General features: G+C 72.1%; 16 protein-coding genes. 6 read left to right on the top strand and 10 right to left on the bottom strand.

What is annotated here, in order from left to right:
• Nucleotides 1-42: 42 nt before the first annotated feature.
• Complete coding sequence (locus H4N58_RS05265) at nt 43-2,103, bottom strand: ATP-dependent DNA helicase UvrD2 (RefSeq protein WP_167248780.1); 2,061 nt, start codon at nt 2,101-2,103, stop codon at nt 43-45.
• A gap of 212 nt (nt 2,104-2,315) precedes the next feature.
• On the opposite strand from H4N58_RS05265, the gene H4N58_RS05260 reads away from it, so the two are divergent.
• Nucleotides 2,316-2,570, top strand: coding sequence for a mycoredoxin (locus H4N58_RS05260; protein ID WP_167002077.1), 255 nt, complete (start codon nt 2,316-2,318; stop codon nt 2,568-2,570).
• Nucleotides 2,571-2,578: 8 nt separating this feature from the next.
• Here the strand turns inward: H4N58_RS05260 and nudC are convergent, their stop codons facing one another.
• From nudC to moeZ, 6 genes are all read right to left on the bottom strand, one after another.
• A complete protein-coding gene (gene nudC / locus H4N58_RS05255) occupies nt 2,579-3,451 on the bottom strand; it encodes an NAD(+) diphosphatase (RefSeq protein ID WP_243842906.1) in 873 nt (290 codons plus the stop codon).
• Nucleotides 3,452-3,477: 26 nt separating this feature from the next.
• A complete protein-coding gene (locus tag H4N58_RS05250) occupies nt 3,478-6,762 on the bottom strand; it encodes an ATP-dependent DNA helicase (protein WP_243845009.1) in 3,285 nt (1,094 codons plus the stop codon).
• Nucleotides 6,759-10,169 carry an ATP-dependent DNA helicase gene (locus tag H4N58_RS05245; RefSeq protein WP_167248782.1) on the bottom strand — a complete coding sequence of 1,137 codons (3,411 nt, stop codon included), beginning with the start codon at nt 10,167-10,169 and terminating at the stop codon, nt 6,759-6,761. Before H4N58_RS05245 ends, H4N58_RS05250 begins: the two co-directional genes overlap by 4 nt.
• Before the next feature lie 12 nt (nt 10,170-10,181).
• Nucleotides 10,182-10,556, bottom strand: coding sequence for an MGMT family protein (locus H4N58_RS05240; protein WP_167002073.1), 375 nt, complete (start codon nt 10,554-10,556; stop codon nt 10,182-10,184).
• Nucleotides 10,557-10,691: 135 nt separating this feature from the next.
• Nucleotides 10,692-11,651, bottom strand: a complete 960-nt coding sequence (locus H4N58_RS05235) for a type IV toxin-antitoxin system AbiEi family antitoxin domain-containing protein (protein WP_167248784.1) — start codon at nt 11,649-11,651, stop codon at nt 10,692-10,694.
• A 174-nt stretch (nt 11,652-11,825) separates the two neighbouring features.
• Entirely contained in the window at nt 11,826-13,001 is a 1,176-nt protein-coding gene (gene moeZ / locus H4N58_RS05230) for an adenylyltransferase/sulfurtransferase MoeZ (protein WP_167002069.1), read from the bottom strand.
• A gap of 242 nt (nt 13,002-13,243) precedes the next feature.
• Here moeZ and H4N58_RS05225 point away from each other — a divergent pair, with 242 nt between their 5' ends.
• Entirely contained in the window at nt 13,244-13,879 is a 636-nt protein-coding gene (locus H4N58_RS05225) for a TetR/AcrR family transcriptional regulator (RefSeq protein WP_167002067.1), read from the top strand.
• A 112-nt stretch (nt 13,880-13,991) separates the two neighbouring features.
• A complete protein-coding gene (locus H4N58_RS05220) occupies nt 13,992-14,216 on the top strand; it encodes a DUF3107 domain-containing protein (protein ID WP_167002065.1) in 225 nt (74 codons plus the stop codon).
• Between the two features lie 25 nt (nt 14,217-14,241).
• On the opposite strand, the gene H4N58_RS05215 is transcribed toward H4N58_RS05220, so the two are convergent.
• Nucleotides 14,242-14,967: a ferritin-like fold-containing protein gene (locus H4N58_RS05215; protein ID WP_167002063.1), complete on the bottom strand. Its 726-nt coding sequence runs from the start codon at nt 14,965-14,967 to the stop codon at nt 14,242-14,244.
• A gap of 316 nt (nt 14,968-15,283) precedes the next feature.
• Here H4N58_RS05215 and H4N58_RS05210 point away from each other — a divergent pair, with 316 nt between their 5' ends.
• A complete protein-coding gene (locus tag H4N58_RS05210) occupies nt 15,284-16,723 on the top strand; it encodes a DEAD/DEAH box helicase (RefSeq protein WP_167248786.1) in 1,440 nt (479 codons plus the stop codon).
• Between the two features lie 92 nt (nt 16,724-16,815).
• On the opposite strand, the gene H4N58_RS05205 is transcribed toward H4N58_RS05210, so the two are convergent.
• Both H4N58_RS05205 and H4N58_RS05200 read right to left on the bottom strand, forming a co-directional pair.
• Entirely contained in the window at nt 16,816-17,592 is a 777-nt protein-coding gene (locus tag H4N58_RS05205) for a L,D-transpeptidase (RefSeq protein WP_167002059.1), read from the bottom strand.
• Nucleotides 17,593-17,676: 84 nt separating this feature from the next.
• Nucleotides 17,677-18,462, bottom strand: a complete 786-nt coding sequence (locus H4N58_RS05200) for a ParA family protein (protein WP_243842903.1) — start codon at nt 18,460-18,462, stop codon at nt 17,677-17,679.
• A 35-nt stretch (nt 18,463-18,497) separates the two neighbouring features.
• Between H4N58_RS05200 and H4N58_RS05195 the strand changes: the two genes are divergently transcribed.
• Both H4N58_RS05195 and H4N58_RS05190 read left to right on the top strand, forming a co-directional pair.
• Nucleotides 18,498-19,256, top strand: coding sequence for an SDR family oxidoreductase (locus tag H4N58_RS05195; RefSeq protein WP_167002056.1), 759 nt, complete (start codon nt 18,498-18,500; stop codon nt 19,254-19,256).
• On the top strand, nt 19,253-20,131 hold the full coding sequence (locus tag H4N58_RS05190) for an alpha/beta fold hydrolase (RefSeq protein ID WP_167002054.1): 879 nt from the start codon (nt 19,253-19,255) through the stop codon (nt 20,129-20,131). Before H4N58_RS05195 ends, H4N58_RS05190 begins: the two co-directional genes overlap by 4 nt.
• The last annotated feature ends 16 nt before the right edge of the window (nt 20,132-20,147 follow it).

Here is a 20,147-nt window from a genome sequence, read left to right as displayed (position 1 = left end):
GGAAAAAATTTCTGCCGTCGTCACTCGGCAAGGATGCGAAACCTATCCTTCACCGCAGAGCTCGAGCACCTCGGCGCCGTACCGCTCCAGCTTGGTGCGTCCGACGCCCGGGACCTTGAGCAGATCGGTCGCCTCGCGCGGGCGTACCTCGGCGATCGCGGTCAGCGTGGCGTCGGTGAACACGACGTACGCGGGGACCTTCTGGGTGCTCGCCTGCTCGCTGCGCCATCCGCGCAGGCGCTCGAACAGCTCCTCGTCGTAGGTCGACGGACAGTCGAGGCAGCGCCCCAGCTTGCGTTCGGCGCCGGTCGAGAGCACGGCCTCGCAGGTGCGACAGCGGGCGATGCTGCGCTCTTTGCGCGTACGGCGCGTGCGCGCGCCCCCGCCGGTCGGCTCGGCATCAGCCGGCCGCAGACCGTCGAGGAACCGGCTCGGGCGCCTGCTCCCCCGGCCACCGGGGTTGCGGGAGAGCGACCACGAGATCTCGAGCCGATGACGCGCACGAGTCACGCCGACGTAGAACAGCCGCCGCTCCTCGGCGACCCCCTTGTCATCGGTCGCATAAGCAATCGGGACCGTGCCCTCCTGCATGCCGACGAGGAACACCGCGTCCCACTCCAGCCCCTTCGCCGCGTGGAGCGTCGTCAGGGTCACGCCCTCCGCGATCGGGGCGTGAGCGTGCTTCGCGCGGCGGTCGAGGTCGTCGACGAGCGCGGTCAGGTCGGCGCCGGGCTGTGCGGACTCGAGGTCAGCGGCCATCGACACCAGGGCGTGCAGCGACTCCCACCGGTCGCGCTGCGCACCCGCCGACGTCGGCGCGGTCTCGGTGTAGCCCATCGTCGCGAGCACCGCACGCACGTCAGAGACCAGACCCTCGTCGCCGACGTCACCGCCACGGGCCTGGCCGCGCAGCAGCGTGACCGCCTGCCTTACCTCGGCCCGGTCGAAGAACCGCTCGACGCCGCGCACGACGTACGGGAGGTTGCGTGCCGCAAGCGCCTCCTCGTACGCGCCGGACTGCGCGTTGGTGCGGAACAGGATCGCCATCTCGCGCAGCGGGGTGCCGCCCTCGCGGAGCTGGAGGATCTGCGCGGCGGTGGACTCGGCCTCGGCCACCTCGTCCGAATAAGGGGTGTACGTGACGGCGGGGCCGGGGTCGCGCTGCGCCTGGAGCACGACGCCCTCGCGCTGCCCACGGGCGAAGACGGCGTTGGCCGCGGCCACGACCTGAGGCGTCGAGCGGTAGTTGCGGACCAGCTCGATGCGTCGTGCGCCGGGGTGCGTCTTGGCGAAGTCGTTGAGGTGCTTGGGCGAGGCACCGGCGAACGAGTAGATCGTCTGGAGCGGGTCGCCGACCACGCAGATGTCGTCGCGCCCTCCGAGCCACTGCTCGAGGAGGGCCGCCTGGAGCGGGTTGACGTCCTGGTACTCGTCGACGACGAGCCACCGGTACTGGCGGCGGACCTCGGCCGAGACCCGCTCGTGCTCGGCGAGCATCGAGACGGTGCAGAGCAAGATGTCTTCCATGTCCATGCGTCCGCGGTCGCGCTTGACCTCCTCGTACGCGGCCATCACGTGCGCGACGGTCGCGTCGTCGACGGCGTCCAGACCGCGGTGCGCGTCGGGCGCGAGCCTCGGGTAGTCGTCGGGACGGACGTTGGAGACCTTGGCCCACTCGATCTCGGCCGCGAGATCGCGCAGCATCGCCGAGTCGGTCTGGACGCGGCACCGCTTGGCCGCCTCGGCGACCAGCGGGATCTTGGACGCGATCAGCTCCGGCAGCCGGTTGCCGTACAGCTTGGGCCAGAAGTAGCCGATCTGGCGCAGCGCCGCCGCGTGAAACGTGCGGGCCTGCACGCCCTCGGCGCCGAGCTGACGCAGCCGCCCGCGCATCTCGCCGGCGGCGCGCGCGGTGAAGGTCACCGCGAGGACCTCGGTCGGCTTGTAGACGCCGGTCGCCGTCCCGTACGCGATGCGGTGGGTGATCGCGCGCGTCTTGCCGGTGCCCGCGCCGGCGATCACGCAGACCGGGCCGCGCAGGGCGAGTGCGACCTCACGCTGCTCGGGGTCGAGGGCGTCGAGCAGGCTGTCGGCGGACGGCACGGGTCTCCTCGGAGATCGGGGTGGGTGGAGCGGCTCAGGATCCAGCGTAGTTGGAGTGGAGGACACGATCCTCGGCCCCGTTCACCCGTGTGGACGACGCCGCCGGTCGGCACGTCGCAGAATCGGGGAATCTCCCACCCCTCCGTACTGTTCCTCTGGGTGGGCGCGCCCCCGCTCACGACTGATCCCCGCCCGACAGAGGAGTCCCCCCGATGACCACTGGCAGCTTCACGATGTACTCGACGCCCTGGTGCGGATACTGCAAGCGCCTCAAGGGTCAGCTCGAACGCGAGGGCATCGCGTTCGACGAGGTCGACATCGAGCAGAACGAAGAGGCCGCATTCCTCGTCGAGCAGGCCAACGGCGGCAACCAGACGGTGCCGACGCTCGTGTTCGCCGACGGCAGCGCGCTCACCAACCCGTCGGTCGCGCAGGTCAAGGCGCAGCTCGAGGCCCTGAGCGTCTGACCTCTCCGTCAGCGCCACTCACCGTGGACGAGGCCGCCGTGCCAGCGCTCGATGAGCCAGCGCGAGATCGACAGCGTCCCCGGCAGGTCCAGCTCGCCTGACGCGGTCATCCGGGTGACCTCGTCGCGGCCGAACCAACGCGCGTCCGCGGTCTCCGTACCGTCGACGGCGATCCGCGTCGTACGGGCGCGGCCAAAGAAGCCGAGCATCAGGCTCGACGGGAACGGCCACGGCTGGCTGGCCGCGTACGAGACCTCGCCGACCTCGACCCCGGCCTCCTCCCACGTCTCGCGGCGCACCGCGTCTTCGAGCGACTCTCCCGGCTCGACGAACCCCGCGAGCGTGGAGAAGCGAGTGGCGGGCCAGTCGGGCCGGCGCCCGAGCAGCGCCCGGTCGGCGTCGTCGGTGATGAGCATGATGACGGCCGGGTCGGTACGAGGGAAGTGCTGCGCGCCGCACTCGGGGCAGCGCCGCACGTGCCCGCCCTCGACGACGTCGGTCGGGGATCCGCAGCGTGCGCACCGCGGGTGGGTCCGGTGCCACTGCGCGACGCCGACGGCGTGGACGGCAAGGCGTGCCTGCGCGAGCGGCAGCGACGTGGCCACCGCGCGCAGCGGCCGGCTCGGCTCGGGCACGCGGCGCACCATGACCGCGGCGTACTCAGTGCCGTCGACCGTGCCGAGATAGAGGCGGTCGCCGTCGGGCACGTCGGCAGGGCTGCGCCACACGAGCCCGTCCGCGTCGGCGGCCAGGTGCTCGCCTCCGACGACGAGCACCGGAGTCTTCGGGTCGGCCCAGAGCGCGTCCATGAACGCGTCGTCCACGCGCCGCTCGGAGTGCCGGTTGTAAGCGCCGTCGGCGAACGTGAATCCCTCAGTCACGGCGCCGAGCCTACGCCGCCACGCGCTCAACTCACGCTCGGGCGTACGAGCGCCTCCAGCGCCGCGCGATCAGGCAGGTCGTCGTGACGAACGGTGGTGCCGAGGCGTACGTAGTGGAACGCCGCCGTCACCCGCTCGAGGGCGATGCCGTGCTTCTCGGCCCACGCGAGCCGGTAGACGGCGAGCTGGAGCGGATCGGAGGTCGCGCGCCGGCTCGTCTTCCAGTCGACGACCTCGAACCCGTCGGGCGTGCGATAGACCGCGTCGATCCTGCCGTTGACGAGCTGGCCGCCGAGGCGCAGCGTGAACGGCTCCTCGATCGCGTACGGGACACGGTCGCCCATCGGCCCGGACTCGAAGGCACGGATGACCTCAGCGAGCTCGAGCTCATCCACGATGTCGGTCTCGTCGCGGCCTGGCAGCTCGTCATCGCCGATCAGGCTCTGCTGGGAGAAGTGCGCCTCGACCCAGGCGTGGAAGCGCGTGCCGAAGCGCGCGGACGGCGCCGGCGGGCGCGGGAGAGGCCGCGCGAGGCTGCGGGCGAACGCGGCCGGATCCTTGTCGAGCGCGATCAGCGACGTCGCCGACAGGTGGGGCGGCAGCGGGACCTCGACCGTCTCGGCGCGCTCGCGGCGGGCCTCGGCGAGGAGGCGTTCGATCTCTTCGTCGAGGACGTCGAAGCGCGCTGCGGCGGCGGGATCGAGGGTCTCGACAGGCTCGACCGACGGAGGGGCGGGGGTCTCGACAGGCTCGACCGACGGAAGACCGACAGGCTCGACCGGCGGACTCGCGGCGGCGAAGCGCCGTACGAGTGCCGCGGCCTCCCGGCGAAGCGCGAGCTCGTCGGCATCCGGCATGACCGGCCACGCCACGGCCTCGGAACGTCCGCGCAGGGGGTTGTCCGCGTCGTCCTCCGGCGCCGGGGTCCACAGCTCGGGCTCGCTCCCGCGGCCACGCAACCAGGTGGCGACGGTCTCGAGGAACGGGCTCGGGTCGGACGCGGCCTGCCGCGTACGGCTCCACCGGCTCGCGCTCGTGACCAGGAGCCGGCGCGCCCGGGTGAAGGCGACGTAGCCGAGGCGTACCTCCTCCATCTGCGCGTCGGCCCGCATCGCCGCCCGGAAGTCCTTGTCGCCGGCGCGGCTCAGCTCCTCGATCACCGGCAGCTCGGCTCCGTCGCCTCGCAGGTCGTGCGGCAGCGCGTGCGCGACGCTCGTCCACGCGGGGCGCGAGCGCGGCGAGGGGAACACGTCGGCGGTGAGGAACGGGACGAAGACCGCGTCCCACTCCAGGCCCTTTGCGGTGTGGACCGTGAGCAGCTTGACCGAGTGGGCGTCGGACGGGGAGGCGACCTCCAGCCCGTCGTTGAAGCGCTCCTCGGCGTCGAGATAGGCCAGCACCGCGGACAACGACGCCGACGGGTCGTTGGCCACGAAGTCGGCGACGACGTCCTGCAGCCGGGCGAGGTTGTCCTGTGCGACCTGGGCGGCCGACCCCGGGGTCGACGCCAGCTCGACGTCAATCCCGAGCGCGGTGACCACCTGCCGCAGGAGATCGGCGGGCGATCCGCTGGCCCGCCGGCGGAGGCGGCGCAGCAGGCGGGAGATCTCGGCGAAGCGCTCACGCGCTTCCTTGGAGTACGGGAGGCGCAGACGGTCGTCGTCCGGGCTGTCGACCGCATCGGCGAGCGACACCACCTCAGACGGGTCGGTGCCACGGACCGCGCGCTCGAGCTCGTCGGCGAGCGTCTCCGCCTCGACGTCGTGCACGCCGCCGACGAGCATGCGGGCGCGCCTGCCGAGCAGCGCGAGGTCGCGGGGCCCGATGCGCCAGCGCGGCCCGGTCAGCAGCCGGAGCAGCGCGGCGTTGGCGGTCTGGTCGGCGAGCACCCGCAGCGCCGAGACGACGTCAGACACCTCGGGCTGGCTCAGCAAACCGGCCAGCCCCACGACCTCGACGGGGACGCCGCGTCCGCGCAGCGAGGCGACGAGCGACGGGATCTCGGACCGCGTACGGACGAGCACCGCAATCTCGGACCACTGGGTCGGCTCGCCGTCACGGCCCTCGTGCGCGGCGACGACCTCGTCGACGAGCCAGCCGATCTCGTCGACGACGGTCTCGTGGACGGCGGCACGCACCGTGCCGCCCTCCGTCCCTTCGGCGGGCACGAGCGGGCGTACGACCTCGGTGACCTGGTAGTAGGGCGCGGCCACGCGGTTGGCGACGTCGAGGATCTCGGCGCGGCTGCGGCGGTTGACCCGCAGGTGGAACAGGCTCCCCTGAGCCGCCCGCTGCGGGTCGGCCGGGAAGTCCTCGAGGAACGCGGTGAGGTTGCTGGCCGCCGCCCCGCGCCAGCCGTAGATGCCCTGGCACGGATCGCCCACGGCGGTGACGCAGTGGCCGAGCCCCTCGCCGTCCTCGCCGGAGAACAGCCCCTGGAGCATGTCGCGCTGGGCGACGGACGTGTCCTGGTATTCGTCGAGGAGCACGACCGCGAAGCGCTCGCGCTGCGACCGCGACACCTCTGCGCACTCCACCGCGAGGCGCGCCCCGCGCTCCATCTGGTCAGAGAAGTCGACCACGCCTGCCTCGGCCTTGGCGTCGCGATAGCGCTCGACCAACGAGACCAGCTCGTCGCGGCGACGGGTCGTGGCGTCGAGGTCGTCGTGGAGCTTGAGCTTCTTGGTCTCGATGACCGCCCGCTCCACGTCGACGCGCAGCTCGGCGTCGCACGCCCGGACCTCGTCGGGGGTCACGAGGTGCTCGGCCATCTGGCCGTCGAGCCCGAGCACCTGGCCCACGAGGTCGGGCATCGAGGTGGTCGTGTGCGCGAGAGGGCCGGGGTACGAGGCGATCGCACGGAACGCCCGCTGAAACCGCGACGCGTCGGTGGTGATCCGCAGATCGGGCTCGAAGCCGAGCAGTAGACCGTACTCGGTGATGAGCGTCCCGGCGTATGCGTGATAGGTCGAGACGGTCGGCGTGCCGTAGCGCTCGAGCAGGTCGGGCACGCCCGCGTCACGCGCAAGGGTCTCGAGCGCCTGGCGGACGCGGTGCGCGAGCTCGGCGGCCGCCTTGTTGGTGAACGTCAGCCCCAGGACCGAGCCGGGGAGCACTCCCTCGTGGCCGACGAGCCACACGACGCGTGCCGCCATCACGGTCGTCTTGCCGGAGCCGGCACCGGCGATGATCGCGCTCGGCCGGTCGGTCGGGGCCTGGATCGCGGCCATCTGCTCGGCCGAGAACGGGATGTCGAGGATCTCGCGCAGGTGGTCGGCGTCGCGGATCAGCAGCGGCAGTGGTGCGGTCACGACGCCTCGCCCTCGCTCACGACCCCACAGGCCCGCACGCCCTGAGCGACCATGTCGAGGACCGAGGCGCCCTCGGCCTTCGCCGGGCACACCCGCGCGAACGAGCAGAACTGGCAGGCCTTGGGGCTCGGGGTCGCGACCCACTGCTCCGTACGGATCGTGCGCACGGCGTCGGAGAGTGCGCCGTACGCGAAGAACGGCTCCTCCTCGTCGGGACGGTCCTGCGGCTGGACCTTGGGACGGTCGGCGCGCTTGGCCGAGTCGGCGACGCGAAGCTGCACCAGCTCGGCGCCGCCGCTGCGAGCGCGCCGGCGGAGGATCTGCTCGACCGCGCCCTGCTCGACGGCGACCTGGTAGACGCCGAGCTGGGCGTGCTCGGCGATCTCGCCGCCCGTCGGCGCCCGCTTGCCGGTCTTGAAGTCGACGACGTGGACGAGCCCGGCGGCGTCGACCTCGACCCGGTCCATCGAGCCGCGCAGCGTCACCTCGTCGTCGCCGACGCCGAAGGTCACCGAGAACTCGTGCTCGGCGGCCAGCGGGCGGCGTACGCCGGCCGCCTCCTGCTCGGCGTGCCAGGTCGCGAACCGCCCGATCGCGACCCGCGCCTCCTCGCGCTCGCGCTGGGCGATCCACGGGGCGGCGTAGCCGAGCCGGTCCCAGACGGCGTCGAGCGACGCGTCGAGCCCGGCGGGATCGGCCGCCGCGCCGCTGCGGACGACGTCAGCGGCCAGCGCGTGCACGAGCAGGCCGAAGCCCTGCGCGGAGGAGCTGGCCGTCTCGCCCTTCGCCTCGTGGGTGAGGAACCACGACAACGGGCACGACACGACCCCGTCCAGCGCGCTGCCGGAGAGCGCGACGGGCTCGTCGACCGGGCGTACGGGCTCGGTCGACATGGACACCTCACGCAAGCCCCACCACTGGTCGGGGTCGGCCGCGACCGCCGCCTCGACGCCGCTCGTGCTCAGCCGCGCGAGCCGCAGCGCCGCGGCCTCGCGGACGGCCTCGTCGGGCGCGTACGTCGCGAGCTCGCGTAGCTCGGCGATCACGCCTCGCAGCGACATGCCGCGGCGCGGGCGGCGCTCCGGACGCATCGACCGGTGGGTCGCGTAGCGGGCGACGTCGGCGAGGAACGGCGAGGGCTGGTCGCCGTCCGGGTCGGCGCTCTCGACGGCGGTGACGATGAGCCGACGGCGGGCACGCGTCGCGGCGACGTAGAAGAGACGGCGCTCGTCGGCGATCAGCTCGGCCGTCGTGGGGGCGGCGCGCACGTCCGCGCGGGGAGCGGCGTAGGAGGGCGTGGCCCCGTAGGTCGCGTCGTACGTCGCGGCGTACGGCGCGGCCGCCTCGTACGAGGGCGCGGCGCCCGTGGCGGCCAGCCGCTCCGCCGCGAGCAGCGTGCCGCGGTGGCGGGCGTCAGGCCACGTGCCCTCCTGCACGCCGGCGACGACGACGAGGTCCCACTCGAGGCCCTTTGACCGGTGGGCGGTGAGCAGGCGCACCGCGGAGCCGCGCCGCCCCCGCTCAGCGAGGGTGTCGGCGGGGATCTCGTGGCGGGCGACCTCCTCGACGAACGCTGCCACGCGTTGCCGTCGCTGGCTCTCCTCGGCGCGGCTCGCCAGCGCGAACAGCGCGACGACGGTGTCGAGGTCACGGTGGGCCGAGAGCGCGTCGTCACCGCCCGCATCGACCGCGGCGACGAGCCTGCGCTCCCAGCCGGTGCCCTTCCACAGGGTCCAGAGGACGTGCTCCGGCGACACCTGCTCGCTCACCTGGCGCGCCGCCTCGGCGAGGAGCGACACCGCGCGATGGGCACGCCGCGCGATCTCGCCCGGACGACCTCCGCGACCCGACGGGTCGACGAGCGGGGCGAGGAGCAGCGGCTCCCTCGCCAGCGCGACCAGAAGCTCCGCGGACCCGCGGGGCACGCGACGCTCACCGGCCTCGTCGACTCCGTCGAGGCGACGCAGGCGCTGGCAGAGGACGCGCAGCTCAGCCCCGTCGAGGTCGCCGAGCGGACCGGTGAGGAAGCGCTCGACCTCGTCGGGATCAGGCGCGGCCCCCTCGGCCAGGGTGAGCGCCAGCTGTGTCGCGCCCAGGAGTGCGCCGACCGCCGGCTCCGTACGGAGCGGGACCTCGGCACCGGCGACCTCGACTGGCACGCCGGCCGCCGCGAGGGCCCGCTGCAGCCGCGGCATCGCCGTGCCCGAGCGGACCAGCACCGCCATCGCGTCCCAGTCGACCCCCTCCTCGAGGTGGGCGCGCCGCAGCATGAGCGCGATGTGGTCGGCCTCGGACGCGGGGTCGGAGAACGTCCGGACCCAGACCTCGTCGCCGTCCGTCTCCGCGGCCGGCTCGGGCTCGCGGAACCCGCGGGCCCGCACGGCGAGCGGGCCGAGCGGGATGCGCCCGGCGACCTCGCGCGACGCCGCGAGGATCTGCGGGCCGAAGCGCCGCGTGCTGCGCAGCGAGGCCACCGGGGCGGGCGTGCCGTTGCGGGTCGGGAACTGCTCGGGGAACCCGAGGATGCCCGTGACGTCGGCGCCGCGGAAGGCATAGATCGCCTGGTCGGGATCGCCGACCACGACCAGGTCGCCCCCGTCGCCCGCGAGGCCGCGCAGCAGGGCGACCTGGGCAGGGTCGGTGTCCTGGAACTCGTCGACGATCACGAACCGGAACCGGTCGCGGAGCGCCGGCTGGTGCTCCGGATCGGCGACGATGATGCCGGCGCGGTGCACGAGCTCGGCGTAGTCGATGAAGTTCTGGGCGTCGAGGACGTCGAGGTATTCCTCGAAGAAGTGCGCCGCCGCCTGCCAGTCCGTACGACCGGCCGCTGCGCCCGCGGCGGCGAGGTCGACCGGGTCGAGCCCGAGCGCCCGGGTGCGCGCCATCAGCTGCTCGAGCTCGGCGGAGAAGCCCCTCGTCCGCAGGGCTGGCGCGAGGCGCGTCGGCCACGAGATCGTACGGTCGTCCAGCCCGCCGAGGACGAGCTCGCGGATGCGCGTGTCGGACTCCGACGCGGACAGGAGCTGGAGCGGCTCGGAGTAGCTCTTGGGGTCCTGGAACTCGCGCACGAGCCCGTAGCAGAACGAGTGGAACGTGGTCGCGAGCGGCGCGGCCACCGTACGGTCGAGCCGCGCGGCGACACGGTGGCGCAGCTCCTCGGCGGCCTTGCGGCTGAACGTGAGCACGAGCACCTGCTCGGGGGCAAGGCCGTGGCGCTCGATGCGGTCGACCACGGTCTCGACGAGCGTCGTCGTCTTGCCGGTGCCGGGGCCGGCAAGCACGAGCAACGGGCCTCCCGGGTGGTCGACGACCGCCTGCTGGTGCGGGTCGAGCGCGGGTGCGGGAGCACGCTCGGCGGGCGGTGGCACCGGCACGTACACCGGGGTCCGGGGGCGGTCCGTCATGGGACTATTCGATCAGAGCCGACCGACACTTCTCGGGATCTCGTACGCCGCGGCGCGCATGTCGACGCGGACCTGCTCGTCGAGGCGGCTGCGCAGCGGCGTGCCCTCCTCGAGGTAGTGCTGGCGCGCCCGTGCACGCATCGGCTCGGCCATCGTCCCGTCTGCGCGGATCACCCGCCACCACGGCACCGCCGCGCCGTACGTCGCCATCACCTTGCCGACCTGCCGAGGGCCGCCGCGCTCCAGGGCCGCCGCCACCTGCCCGTACGAGACCGCGTGCCCCGGCGGAACCTGCTCGGCGATCCGCAGGACCGCCTCCGCGTACGCCTCCTGGTCGTACGGCTCCGCCTCCGGCTGCTCGCCCCCGTACCGCGCTGCCTCGCCCACGCGCCCACCCTCCCACGCAGTCCGTTCGCTGGGGCACCCCAGCGAACGCGCACCGACCCCACCGCGCACACTCGGGTCGGTGCGGGTTCGTTCGGGTACCCCAACCGCGGGCGCTGCCGGCTTGCGGCCCGACCGTCACGCGCCGAGATAACGCCGCCGTGACCACGTCATCTCCTCCAGCAGATGGCGTGCCGTCGCCTCCACCGGCGGGTGCACCTGCGACCAGACCAGCCGCGTCATCCCCCATCGCTGGCGACGGACCGCCGACTCGCGGGCGCGCTCGTCCATCACGACCTGCTCCGGCGACTTCTTCGGGTCGAATCCGCGCCCGTACTTCACTTTGCCGTCGAACTCCACGACGTGCCGGAACTCCTCCCAAGCGAAGTCGACCCGGCCGATCAGCCTGCCGCTCGGGTCGAACACCTCGACCTGCGACTCCGGCATGGGGAGCTTGAAGAGGTGGCAGAGCCAGCGGGTCAACGACTCCCCTGGCGACTCGGCCTTGGCGTCGGCGAGCGCGAGCGCAGTCCGTACGGCCGGGGAGCCCTTGACGTGAGCGAAGTGCTCGCCGACCCGCAGCAGCTCGTCCATGTCGGTCTTGCCGCTGTGCAGGGCTGCATCGATGACCACGAGAGCGCTGGCCGGCCCGCCGCACGTTCCGACCTCCCAGACGGCCCACGACAGAGCGCTGACGGTTCGTCCGCCGATCTCGACGAGCTCGCGTGCCTCGACCGTCTCGTGGTGACGGGCGCTCGACGTCTTGCGACCGGACTGTCCGTCGAGACGGGCGACGTCGGCGAGCCGCACGTCATAGTCGACGAGCGGGAGGCCGTGCTCGAGTGCGGCCGAACGATGCGAGAGCGCGGCGCGTCCCGGGTTGAGATCGGCCTCGACCCGTGCGCGTACGAGGGAGCGTTGCTCGAGGCTCAGCTTGAGGTACGTGTCAGCGAACGCGTACCCGCTGCGGCGCAGGTGGATCAGCTCCCGATCCTCGACCGCTCTGCTGAGCGCGCGCCCGCCGACCCCGACGCTCTTCGCATCGGCGGTGGTGAAGCCTCCGCCGCGCGCTTCCGCCACGATTCGCAGGTCATCCATGCCGGTGAACTCTGGCCTGTCTTCACGGGTGGCCGGAAGGGCATGGATCCGCGCCTGTGGACAACGAACTTCGTGCGCCGGGTGGGGTACCCCAGCGAAAGCGCACCGACCCGACTGCGCACAGTGGGGGCAGTGCAGCTTCGCTGGGGTACCCCAGCGAACGCGCGGACAGCGTCAGTACGAGGGCTGCGAGGGGTCGATCTGGTTCACCCAGGCAACGACGCCACCACCGACGTGGACGGCGTCCTCGAGGCCCGCGCCCTTGAGGATCGCAAGCACCTCGGCCGAGCGGGCGCCCGACTTGCACTGGAGGACGACCTGCTTGTCCTGCGGCAGCTGCTCGAGCGCGTTGCCGGCAAGGAACTCGCCCTTCGGGATGAGCACCGAGCCCGGGATCTTGTTGATCTCGTACTCGTTCGGCTCACGCACGTCGACGAGCACGAAGTCGCGCGTCCCCTCCTCGCGCTCCTTCAGCCAGCCCGCGAGCGTCGTGACGGAGATCGTCGAGTCGGCGGCGGCGTCGGCAGCATCGTCCGACAGCACGCCGCAGAACGCCTCGTAGTCCTCCAGCAGCGCCGTCGGCGGCTCGCCGTTCGGGTCGCGGCGGATCTTGAGCTCGGTCCAGCGCATCTCGAGCGCGTCGAACACGAGCAGCCGGCCGATCAGCGGGTCGCCGATGCCGGTGATCAGCTTGATGGCCTCGTTGACCATGACCGACCCGATCGACGCGCACAGCACGCCCAGCACGCCGCCCTCGGCGCACGACGGGACCATGCCCGGCGGCGGGGGCTCGGGGTAGAGGTCGCGGTACTGCGGCCCCTCCTGCGCCCAGAACACCGACACCTGGCCCTCGAACCTGTAGATCGAGCCCCACACGTACGGCTTGCCGAGGATCACGGCCGCGTCGTTGACGAGGTAGCGCGTCGCGAAGTTGTCGGTGCCGTCGAGGATCAGGTCGTAGTCGGCGAAGATGTCCAGCACGTTGTCGACGTCGAGACGCTCCTCGTGGAGGATCACGTGGACGTACGGGTTGATCTCGGCGACGGACTCCTTGGCCGACAGCGCCTTGGACTTGCCAATGTCGCTCTGACCGTGGATCACCTGGCGCTGCAGGTTGGACTCGTCGACGGTGTCGAAGTCGATGATGCCGAGCGTTCCGACACCCGCCGCCGCGAGATAGAGCAGCGCGGGGCTGCCGAGGCCGCCGGCGCCGATCACGAGGACCTTCGCGTTCTTCAGGCGCTTCTGGCCGGCCATCCCGACGTCGGGGATGATCAGGTGTCGGCTGTAGCGGCGAACCTCGTCGACGGTCAGCTCGTCAGCGGGCTCGACCAGGGGTGCTAGTGACACGACGTCTCCTCGGTCGGGTGCAGTGCAGTCAGTACGGCGCGTGTGCCCCGTACGGATCGTCAACACCGTGCGGTGACGCGGTGTTCCCGCGGGGCACTGCCGCCTCCACCCATGATGCCTGGCGCGTCCCGAGGAGCGGACACCCGTCTTGCTCTGCGGACCGCGTCTGTCCGGTACGGCCGGAACCGGACGCCTCGACGCGCCCCCCGTACCGGCGAGTAGGACCGGGATACCATCAGGACGTGACCGACACCACGACATCTCGTCCCCGGGGCGGCCGTCTTCCCCGAAGCGCCCGCCGAGCCCAGCTGCTGGAGGCGGCGCGCGAGATCTTCGTCGACAACGGCTACCACGCGGCGGCCATGGACGACATCGCCGAGCGTGCGGGCGTGAGCAAGCCGGTCCTCTACCAGCACTTCCCGGGCAAGCTCGAGCTCTACCTCGCGCTGCTCGACTCGGCCTGCGACACGGTTGTCGACGCCGTCCGCGACGCCCTGGCCTCCACCGAGGACAACAAGGCGCGTGTCGAGGCGACCATCGACGTGTTCTACAGCTACGTCGCGAGCGATCAGGCCGCGTTCCGTCTCGTGTTCGAGTCCGACATCACCAATGAGCCCGAGGTACGCCGGCGCGTCGACCGCGTCAACACCGAGACGGCGTCGGCGGTGGCGGCCGTGATCCACGACGACACCGGCCTTCCCGAGGTCGCCGCCGAGCTGCTCGCGGTCAGCCTCGTCGGCATGGCGCACGTCGGAGCGCGCTACTGGCTCGACCAGGGCTCGGCGCTGTCCAAGGACGAGGCGGTCGGCATGGTCAGCGCCCTGTCGTGGCGCGGGATCGGCGGCTTCCCCCGTACGGACGAGCCTGACGCCGACTGACGCCCCGTACGCGCGCAGCGAACGCGCGTGATCACCCGGCGCGACCCGAGATAGCGTGAACCTGCGCCTCCAGCCCCGGAGTGCGCACCGTGACACAGAAGAGAGGCACGACGTGGAGGTACGGATCGGCGTCCAGCACAGCCCGCGCGAGCTGTCGCTGGAGACCAAGGAGAGCCAGGACGCGGTCCTGCAGGCCTTCAAGGACGCAGGCACCGGGGATGGTCTCCTGGCGCTGTCCGACGACCGCGGCCGCAGCGTCGTGGTGCCGGTGGAAAAGGTGCTCTACCTCGAGTTCTCGGGCGACGGCGCCCGCCGGGTCGGGTTCGGCGAGTCCTAGGACTCGACCAGCGGAGGGGCCGGGCTCAGGACTGCAGTCCGAGCTCGGCCATCCGCGCTGCGTGGTTCTCGGTCATCCGCGCGAACATCCGCCCGATCGCGGCCAGGTCCATCCCCGTCGCCCGATCGACACCACCAACGAACACCGCGGTGAGTCCGTCGTGCTCCGCGGCCACGAGCTGCGCCTGGCTCAGCGCCTCGCCCATCAGCCGCCGGCCCCACAGCGCGAGCCGACCCGCGACGCGCGGATCCTCCTCGATCGCCTCGCGCACCCGCGTCACCACGAACGCGGAATCCCCCGTCCCCGCCAGGCTGTCGAGCACGAGCGCCCGGGTGTCGACGTCGAGGTACGCCGCGATCTCGCGGTAGAAGTCGGCGGCCAGGCCGTCGCCCACGTACGCCTTCACGAGACCCTCGAGCCAGTCCGCCGGCGCGGTCTTGACGTGGAAGCGGGTGAAGCTCTCCTCGAACGGGGCCATCGCCTCGTACGGGTCGATCCCGAGCGACTCCAGCCGGTCGCGCAGCCCCAGGAAGTGGGAGAACTCGATGTTCGCCATCTGCGCGAGCTCGGCCGTGTCCCGCAGGGACGGTGCGAGCTTGGCGTCCTCGGCGAGCCGCTCGAAGGCCGACAGCTCGCCGTACGCGATGACGCCGAGCAGCTCGATGACGCCTTCGCGGTAGAGCGGGTCGCCGTCGAGCAGCGGCGTGCGTGCAGCGGCGTCAGGGTCAGAGGAGCTCGTCGAATCGGCCATGACGGCAGCCTAGCCACCTGCGTCCGGGGCGAGCCTGCCCGTCCGGTCAGGGCAAGGGGATAGACTGGTAGTGCCCAGGCGTGGATCAACCACCACAATGCAGTCGCCGGGCCGCGCGGTCGCGTGCATGCGCCGTCCCGATGCCGGGTCCGGCGCCGCGTACGACCACAGGAGACCAGGCCGCCAAAGACGCGCGGCACGTTCGACAAAGAAAACGAGTAGACCCCTGACCACGTTCAAAGACCTGGGCGTTCTCCCAGAGATCGTCGAAGCCCTGGAGACCCAGGGCATCATCGATGCATTCCCGATCCAGGAGATGACTCTCCCCATCGCGTTGCTCGGCAACGACCTGATCGGACAGGCCCGTACCGGTACGGGCAAGACGCTGGCCTTCGCCATCCCCGTCGTGCAGCGCGCGATCGCCCCGCACGACCCCGAGTTCGAGATGCTGTCGGCGCCCGGCAAGCCGCAGGCGCTGATGATCGCCCCGACCCGCGAGCTCGCGCTCCAGGTGTCGGCCGACGTCTCTGCCGCCTCCGCCAAGCGCGGCACGCGCGTGCTCACCGTCTACGGCGGTGTCCCGTACGAGCCGCAGCTCGAGGCGCTCGAGAACGGTGTCGAGCTTGTCATCGGCACCCCGGGTCGCCTGCTCGACCTGGCCAAGCGCAAGGCGCTCGACCTCTCCCACGTGAAGGCGCTCGTCCTCGACGAGGCCGACGAGATGCTCGACCTCGGGTTCCTGCCCGACGTCGAGGCGCTGATCTCGCGCACGCCGGAGCTGCGCCAGACCATGCTCTTCTCGGCGACGATGCCGGGCGCGATCGTCGCGCTCGCGCGTACGCACATGCGGCACCCGGTCAACATCCGCGCGGAGTCCAGCACGGACTCGGCGATGGTGCCGGCCACCGCGCAGTTCGTCTACCAGGCCCACGACCTCGACAAGCCCGAGATCGTCGCCCGCGTCATGCAGGCCGACGACTTCGGTCGCGCGGTCGTGTTCACGCGGACGAAGCGCGCGGCGCAGCGCCTCGCCGACGACCTGGTCGAGCGTGGCTTCAACGCCGCACCGTTGCACGGTGACATGGCGCAGGTGGCGCGCGAGAAGGCGATGGCGAAGTTCCGCGAGGGCAAGATCGACGCGCTGGTCGCGACCGACGTCGCCGCCCGCGGCATCGACGTCGCCGACGTCACGCACGTCATCAACTTCAGCTGCCCGGAGGACTCCAACACCTACGTCCACCGCATCGGACGGACGGGGCGCGCCGGCAAGAGCGGCAACGCGATCACGCTGGTCGACTGGGCCGACGTGGCACGCTGGAAGACGATCAACCGCGACCTCGGGCTGCCCTTCGACGAGCCGGTCGAGACGTACTCGACGTCGGAGCACGTCTTCCACGACCTCGGCATCTCCGCCGACGTGACGGGCCGCCTCAAGCCTCCGGCTCCGGTCGCGCCCAAGGCCGACCGTCCGGCCCGCGGCGAGCGGACCGACCGCGACGGCGAGCGTCCTGCACGCACGCGTCGCAACCGCAGCCGCACCCGCGGCGGCAAGCCGGTCGATGAGACCGCGGATGCCTCGGGTGGCGAGTCGTCCGGTGCGGCCGCACCGGCTGCTGCCACTGCCGATGCCGGTGCTCCTCCAGAGTCCGGCGAGGAGCGTTCGGACGCCCCGCGTCGTCGTCGCCGGCGTCGTCGTCCCTCGAGCGGGAGCTCCGCCGACGGCGCAGCACCCGTGGCGGCTGACGGGGGCGAGTGACCCCACTCCCACGCACGGATCGGTGCCTCAGCGTCCACAGGTCGATCACCTGTGGACGCTGAGGCACCGCCGTTTCTGAGGCCCGACGCACGTCAGGCGACGACGACCACCGTCGTGCCGACCGGCGCGAACTCCCACAGCGCGATCGCGTCCTTGCGCCACTGGCGCACGCATCCGGACGAGAGCGGCTTGCCGAGCTGGGAGCGCGTCTGGAGCGCCTTCCCGTCCTCGTCGACCGGGATCGTGTGGAAGCCGATGGGCGCGTTGTCGCCGCGCGTGAACCGGACGAAGTAGTCCATGGTGCTGCCGAAGTCGTACGACGTCGCGTGGCGTGAGCGCGAGTAGACCTCGTACGAGCCGGGGTCGAGGTTGTCGTGCTTGCTCCCGGAGACGGCGTACGTCCGGGCGACGCGCTCGCTGGCCTTGACCAGCCACACCCTCTGCTCGCTCATCGAGAACACGATGCGTCGACCCTCACCGGACTTCGCCGGCACCGCAGGCACTGCCGGCGGCGCCGCGGCCGCGGTCGCCACGGGCTCGGGGCTGGGTGCAGGCGTCGGGACCGCGGGACGGTCGGCGCTGCGCGACGCAGGCGGATCGACCGGCGTCTCGACAGCCGGCGGCACCTCGGGCGTGTAGGCGGAGACGCCTGCGGCGAACGGGATCTCGCCCGCGAGCGGCGCCGCCGCAGTCCCGCCGGTCGCGCCGACCGGGAGCAGGGGCAGCGCGTCGTCGTAGAACGCGACCGCGCTCGCACCGAGGCCTGCGACCACGAACGCGGCGCTCCACAGCCGCCAGGTCCGGCGGCGGGCACGCTGCGCACTGTGTCGTCCCCCCGAATTCCCAGGACGGTCACCGCGCGTGGTCACGCGGTCAGCGTACGGGGTTTGGAGGTCGTGAAGAAGGGCGGGTCTCGGAGGCCCAACAGACGACTCGCGGGTGCGCTCGTAGGGTCAGGATGCGAGGAGGGCGTCGGCCACGTCGCGGTAGGCCTGCGCCCCTCGATGGCTGGCCGCCGTCCGCAGGATCGACTGCCCGTACGCGGGTGCCTCGGCGAAGCGCACCGTCCTCGGGATCGCGGGTTCGACGACGTCCAGCCCGTACGACGACGTGATCGCCTCGAGCACGGCACGCGCGTGCTTCGTACGCCCGTCGTAGGCCGTTGGAAGCACACCGAGGATGCGCAGGCCCGGGTTCGTGTAGGTCCGTACGTCGTGCACCGTGTCGAGGAGCTGGCCCACACCGCGGTGCGCAAGCGTCTCGCACTGCAGCGGGATCAGCAGGTCCGTCGCCGCCGTGAGCGCCGCCGCGGTCAGCACGCCGAGCGAGGGCGGGCAGTCGAGGATGATCCAGTCGTAGTCGCCGGCCACGCTCTCCAGCGCGACACGCAGCCGTTGCTCCCGTCCCGTGCGGGTCGCGAGCGTCTCCTCTGCCTGGGCGAGCTCGATCGTCGACGGGAGGAGGTGCACGGCCTCGTCCGTCACGACGATGACGTCGCTCGGCTCCTTCTCGCCGAGCAGCACCTCGCGTACGGACAGGTCGAGCTCCTCGGGATCGACACCGAGGGAGAACGTGAGGCTCGCCTGCGGGTCGAGGTCGACCAGCAGCACGTGCTTGCCCCGCTGGGCGAGGGCTGCACCCAGGGACGCGACCGTCGTGGTCTTGGCGACGCCGCCCTTCTGGTTAGCCACCGCCAGGACCCGCGCGCCGCTCGGTGTGTCCGCGGTGTGAGGTGTCACGTCGGCCATTCTTCATGATCTGCAAGGATCTGCCCATGTCTCTCGCCTTGGTGACCGGCGCCACATCCGGCATCGGCCTGGCTTTCGCCCGCACGCTCGCCGCGCGCGGCGACGACGTCGTGCTCGTGGCCCGCGACGAGGGCCGTCTCGACGCCCTCGCGACCGAGCTGCGCGCAACCGGCCGTACGGTCCACGTCGTGCCTGCCGACCTCTCGACACGCGACGGCGTCGCACGCGTCGCCGATGCCGTCCGCGAGCACCGGATCGACCTGCTCGTCAACAACGCGGGATCGTCGATCGGCAAGTTCTTCGGCGACACCGACGTCGCCGCCGAGGACGCGCAGCTCGACCTGATGGTCAAGGCTCCGATGGACCTCATGGCCGCGGCGCTCGACGTCATGCGCCCGCGCCGGTCGGGCCAGATCCTCAACGTCGCGAGCGTCGCCGCGTTCACCCCGCGCGGCACCTACTCGGCCCACAAGGCCTGGATCGTCAACCTGAGCCAGTGGATGAACATCCAGTTCGCCGCAGAGGGCGTCGTCACGACCGCGCTGTGCCCGGGCTTCGTCCGTACGGAGTTCCACCAGCGGATGGGCGTCGACCCGAGCGACGTGCCGCGGTGGATGTGGACGAGCACCGACCAGCAGGTCCGCGGCGCGCTGCGCGACCTCGACAACGGCAAGCCGATCTCGGTGCCCACGGCGCGCTACAAGGTCCTGGCAACGATCGCCCGCTACGCCCCGGCGGGGTTGGTCGCCGCGGTCGCCAAGCGAGGCCGGAAGGTGTCCGAATGACCTCCTCACCCGACCCCGAGGCGTTCGGAGCCCTGACGCCGCGGGCGGTCACGACCGCGCGCGGGACGTTCGCGGCGCTCGACGCCCCCGTCCCCGCTGGCACCTCGCGTCGGGGCCACGTGCTGCTCGTGCCCGGGTTCACCGGCAGCAAGGAAGACTTCGCGTTCGTCCTGCCGCTGCTCGCGCAGGCCGGCTGGCACGCGACCTCGTACGACCAGCGGGGCCAGTACGAGACACCCGGCAAACCCGACGACGACTACACCGTACGAGGCTTCGCCGCGGACGCGCTCGCGATCCAGGAGGCGCTCGCCCCGTACGGCGCCTCGCACCTCGTCGGTCATTCCTTCGGCGGGCTGGTCGCGCAGCACGCGGTGCTCGACGACACCTCGGCCTGGCGGAGCCTCGCGCTGCTGTGCTCGGGGCCCGCGGGCTTCGGCGACGCCGGGGTGCGGGCGCGCACGGACGACCCGGACGCGGCGGTGCGGATGCTGCGCGCCTTCGTGGCAGCCGTGCCGGTCGTGGGTCTCGAGGTCGTCTTCGCGCAGCGGAACGCCGCCATCGACGCACCGCCGCAGCTCAAGGCCTTCGTGAAGCGACGGTTCCTCGCCAGCGTCCCCGAGTCGCTCACGGCGATCGCCACGCACCTGCTCGACACCCCGGACCAGGTCGGGGCGCTCGCGGCGAGCGGCGTGCCGGTCGCGCTCGCACGCGGCAGCGCCGATGACGCGTGGCCGTACGCGGTGCAGGACGAGATGGCCGAGCGGCTCGGCACGGAGGTCGTGGTCATCGAAGGCGCGGGCCACTCCCCCGCCGTCGATCAGCCGGCGGCGACGGTCGACTTCCTGCTGCGCGCGTGGGAGCGGGCCGAACGCTGAGAACGCCGCACGGCCG

It is taken from the genome of Mumia sp. ZJ1417 (genome assembly GCF_014127285.1).
Lineage (GTDB): Bacteria > Actinomycetota > Actinomycetes > Propionibacteriales > Nocardioidaceae > Mumia.
This window is presented reverse-complemented; position numbering and strand designations above follow the sequence as displayed.

Coding starts and splice junctions, on each gene's coding strand:
- H4N58_RS05190 (WP_167002054.1), top strand. CDS start 19,253: ATGACCTCCTCACCCGACCCCGAGGCGTTCGGAGCCCTGACGCCGCGG.
- H4N58_RS05195 (WP_167002056.1), top strand. CDS start 18,498: ATGTCTCTCGCCTTGGTGACCGGCGCCACATCCGGCATCGGCCTGGCT.
- H4N58_RS05235 (WP_167248784.1), bottom strand. CDS start 11,651: ATGGATGACCTGCGAATCGTGGCGGAAGCGCGCGGCGGAGGCTTCACC.
- H4N58_RS05215 (WP_167002063.1), bottom strand. CDS start 14,967: ATGGCCGATTCGACGAGCTCCTCTGACCCTGACGCCGCTGCACGCACG.
- H4N58_RS05245 (WP_167248782.1), bottom strand. CDS start 10,169: ATGACGGACCGCCCCCGGACCCCGGTGTACGTGCCGGTGCCACCGCCC.
- H4N58_RS05260 (WP_167002077.1), top strand. CDS start 2,316: ATGACCACTGGCAGCTTCACGATGTACTCGACGCCCTGGTGCGGATAC.
- H4N58_RS05210 (WP_167248786.1), top strand. CDS start 15,284: ATGACTCTCCCCATCGCGTTGCTCGGCAACGACCTGATCGGACAGGCC.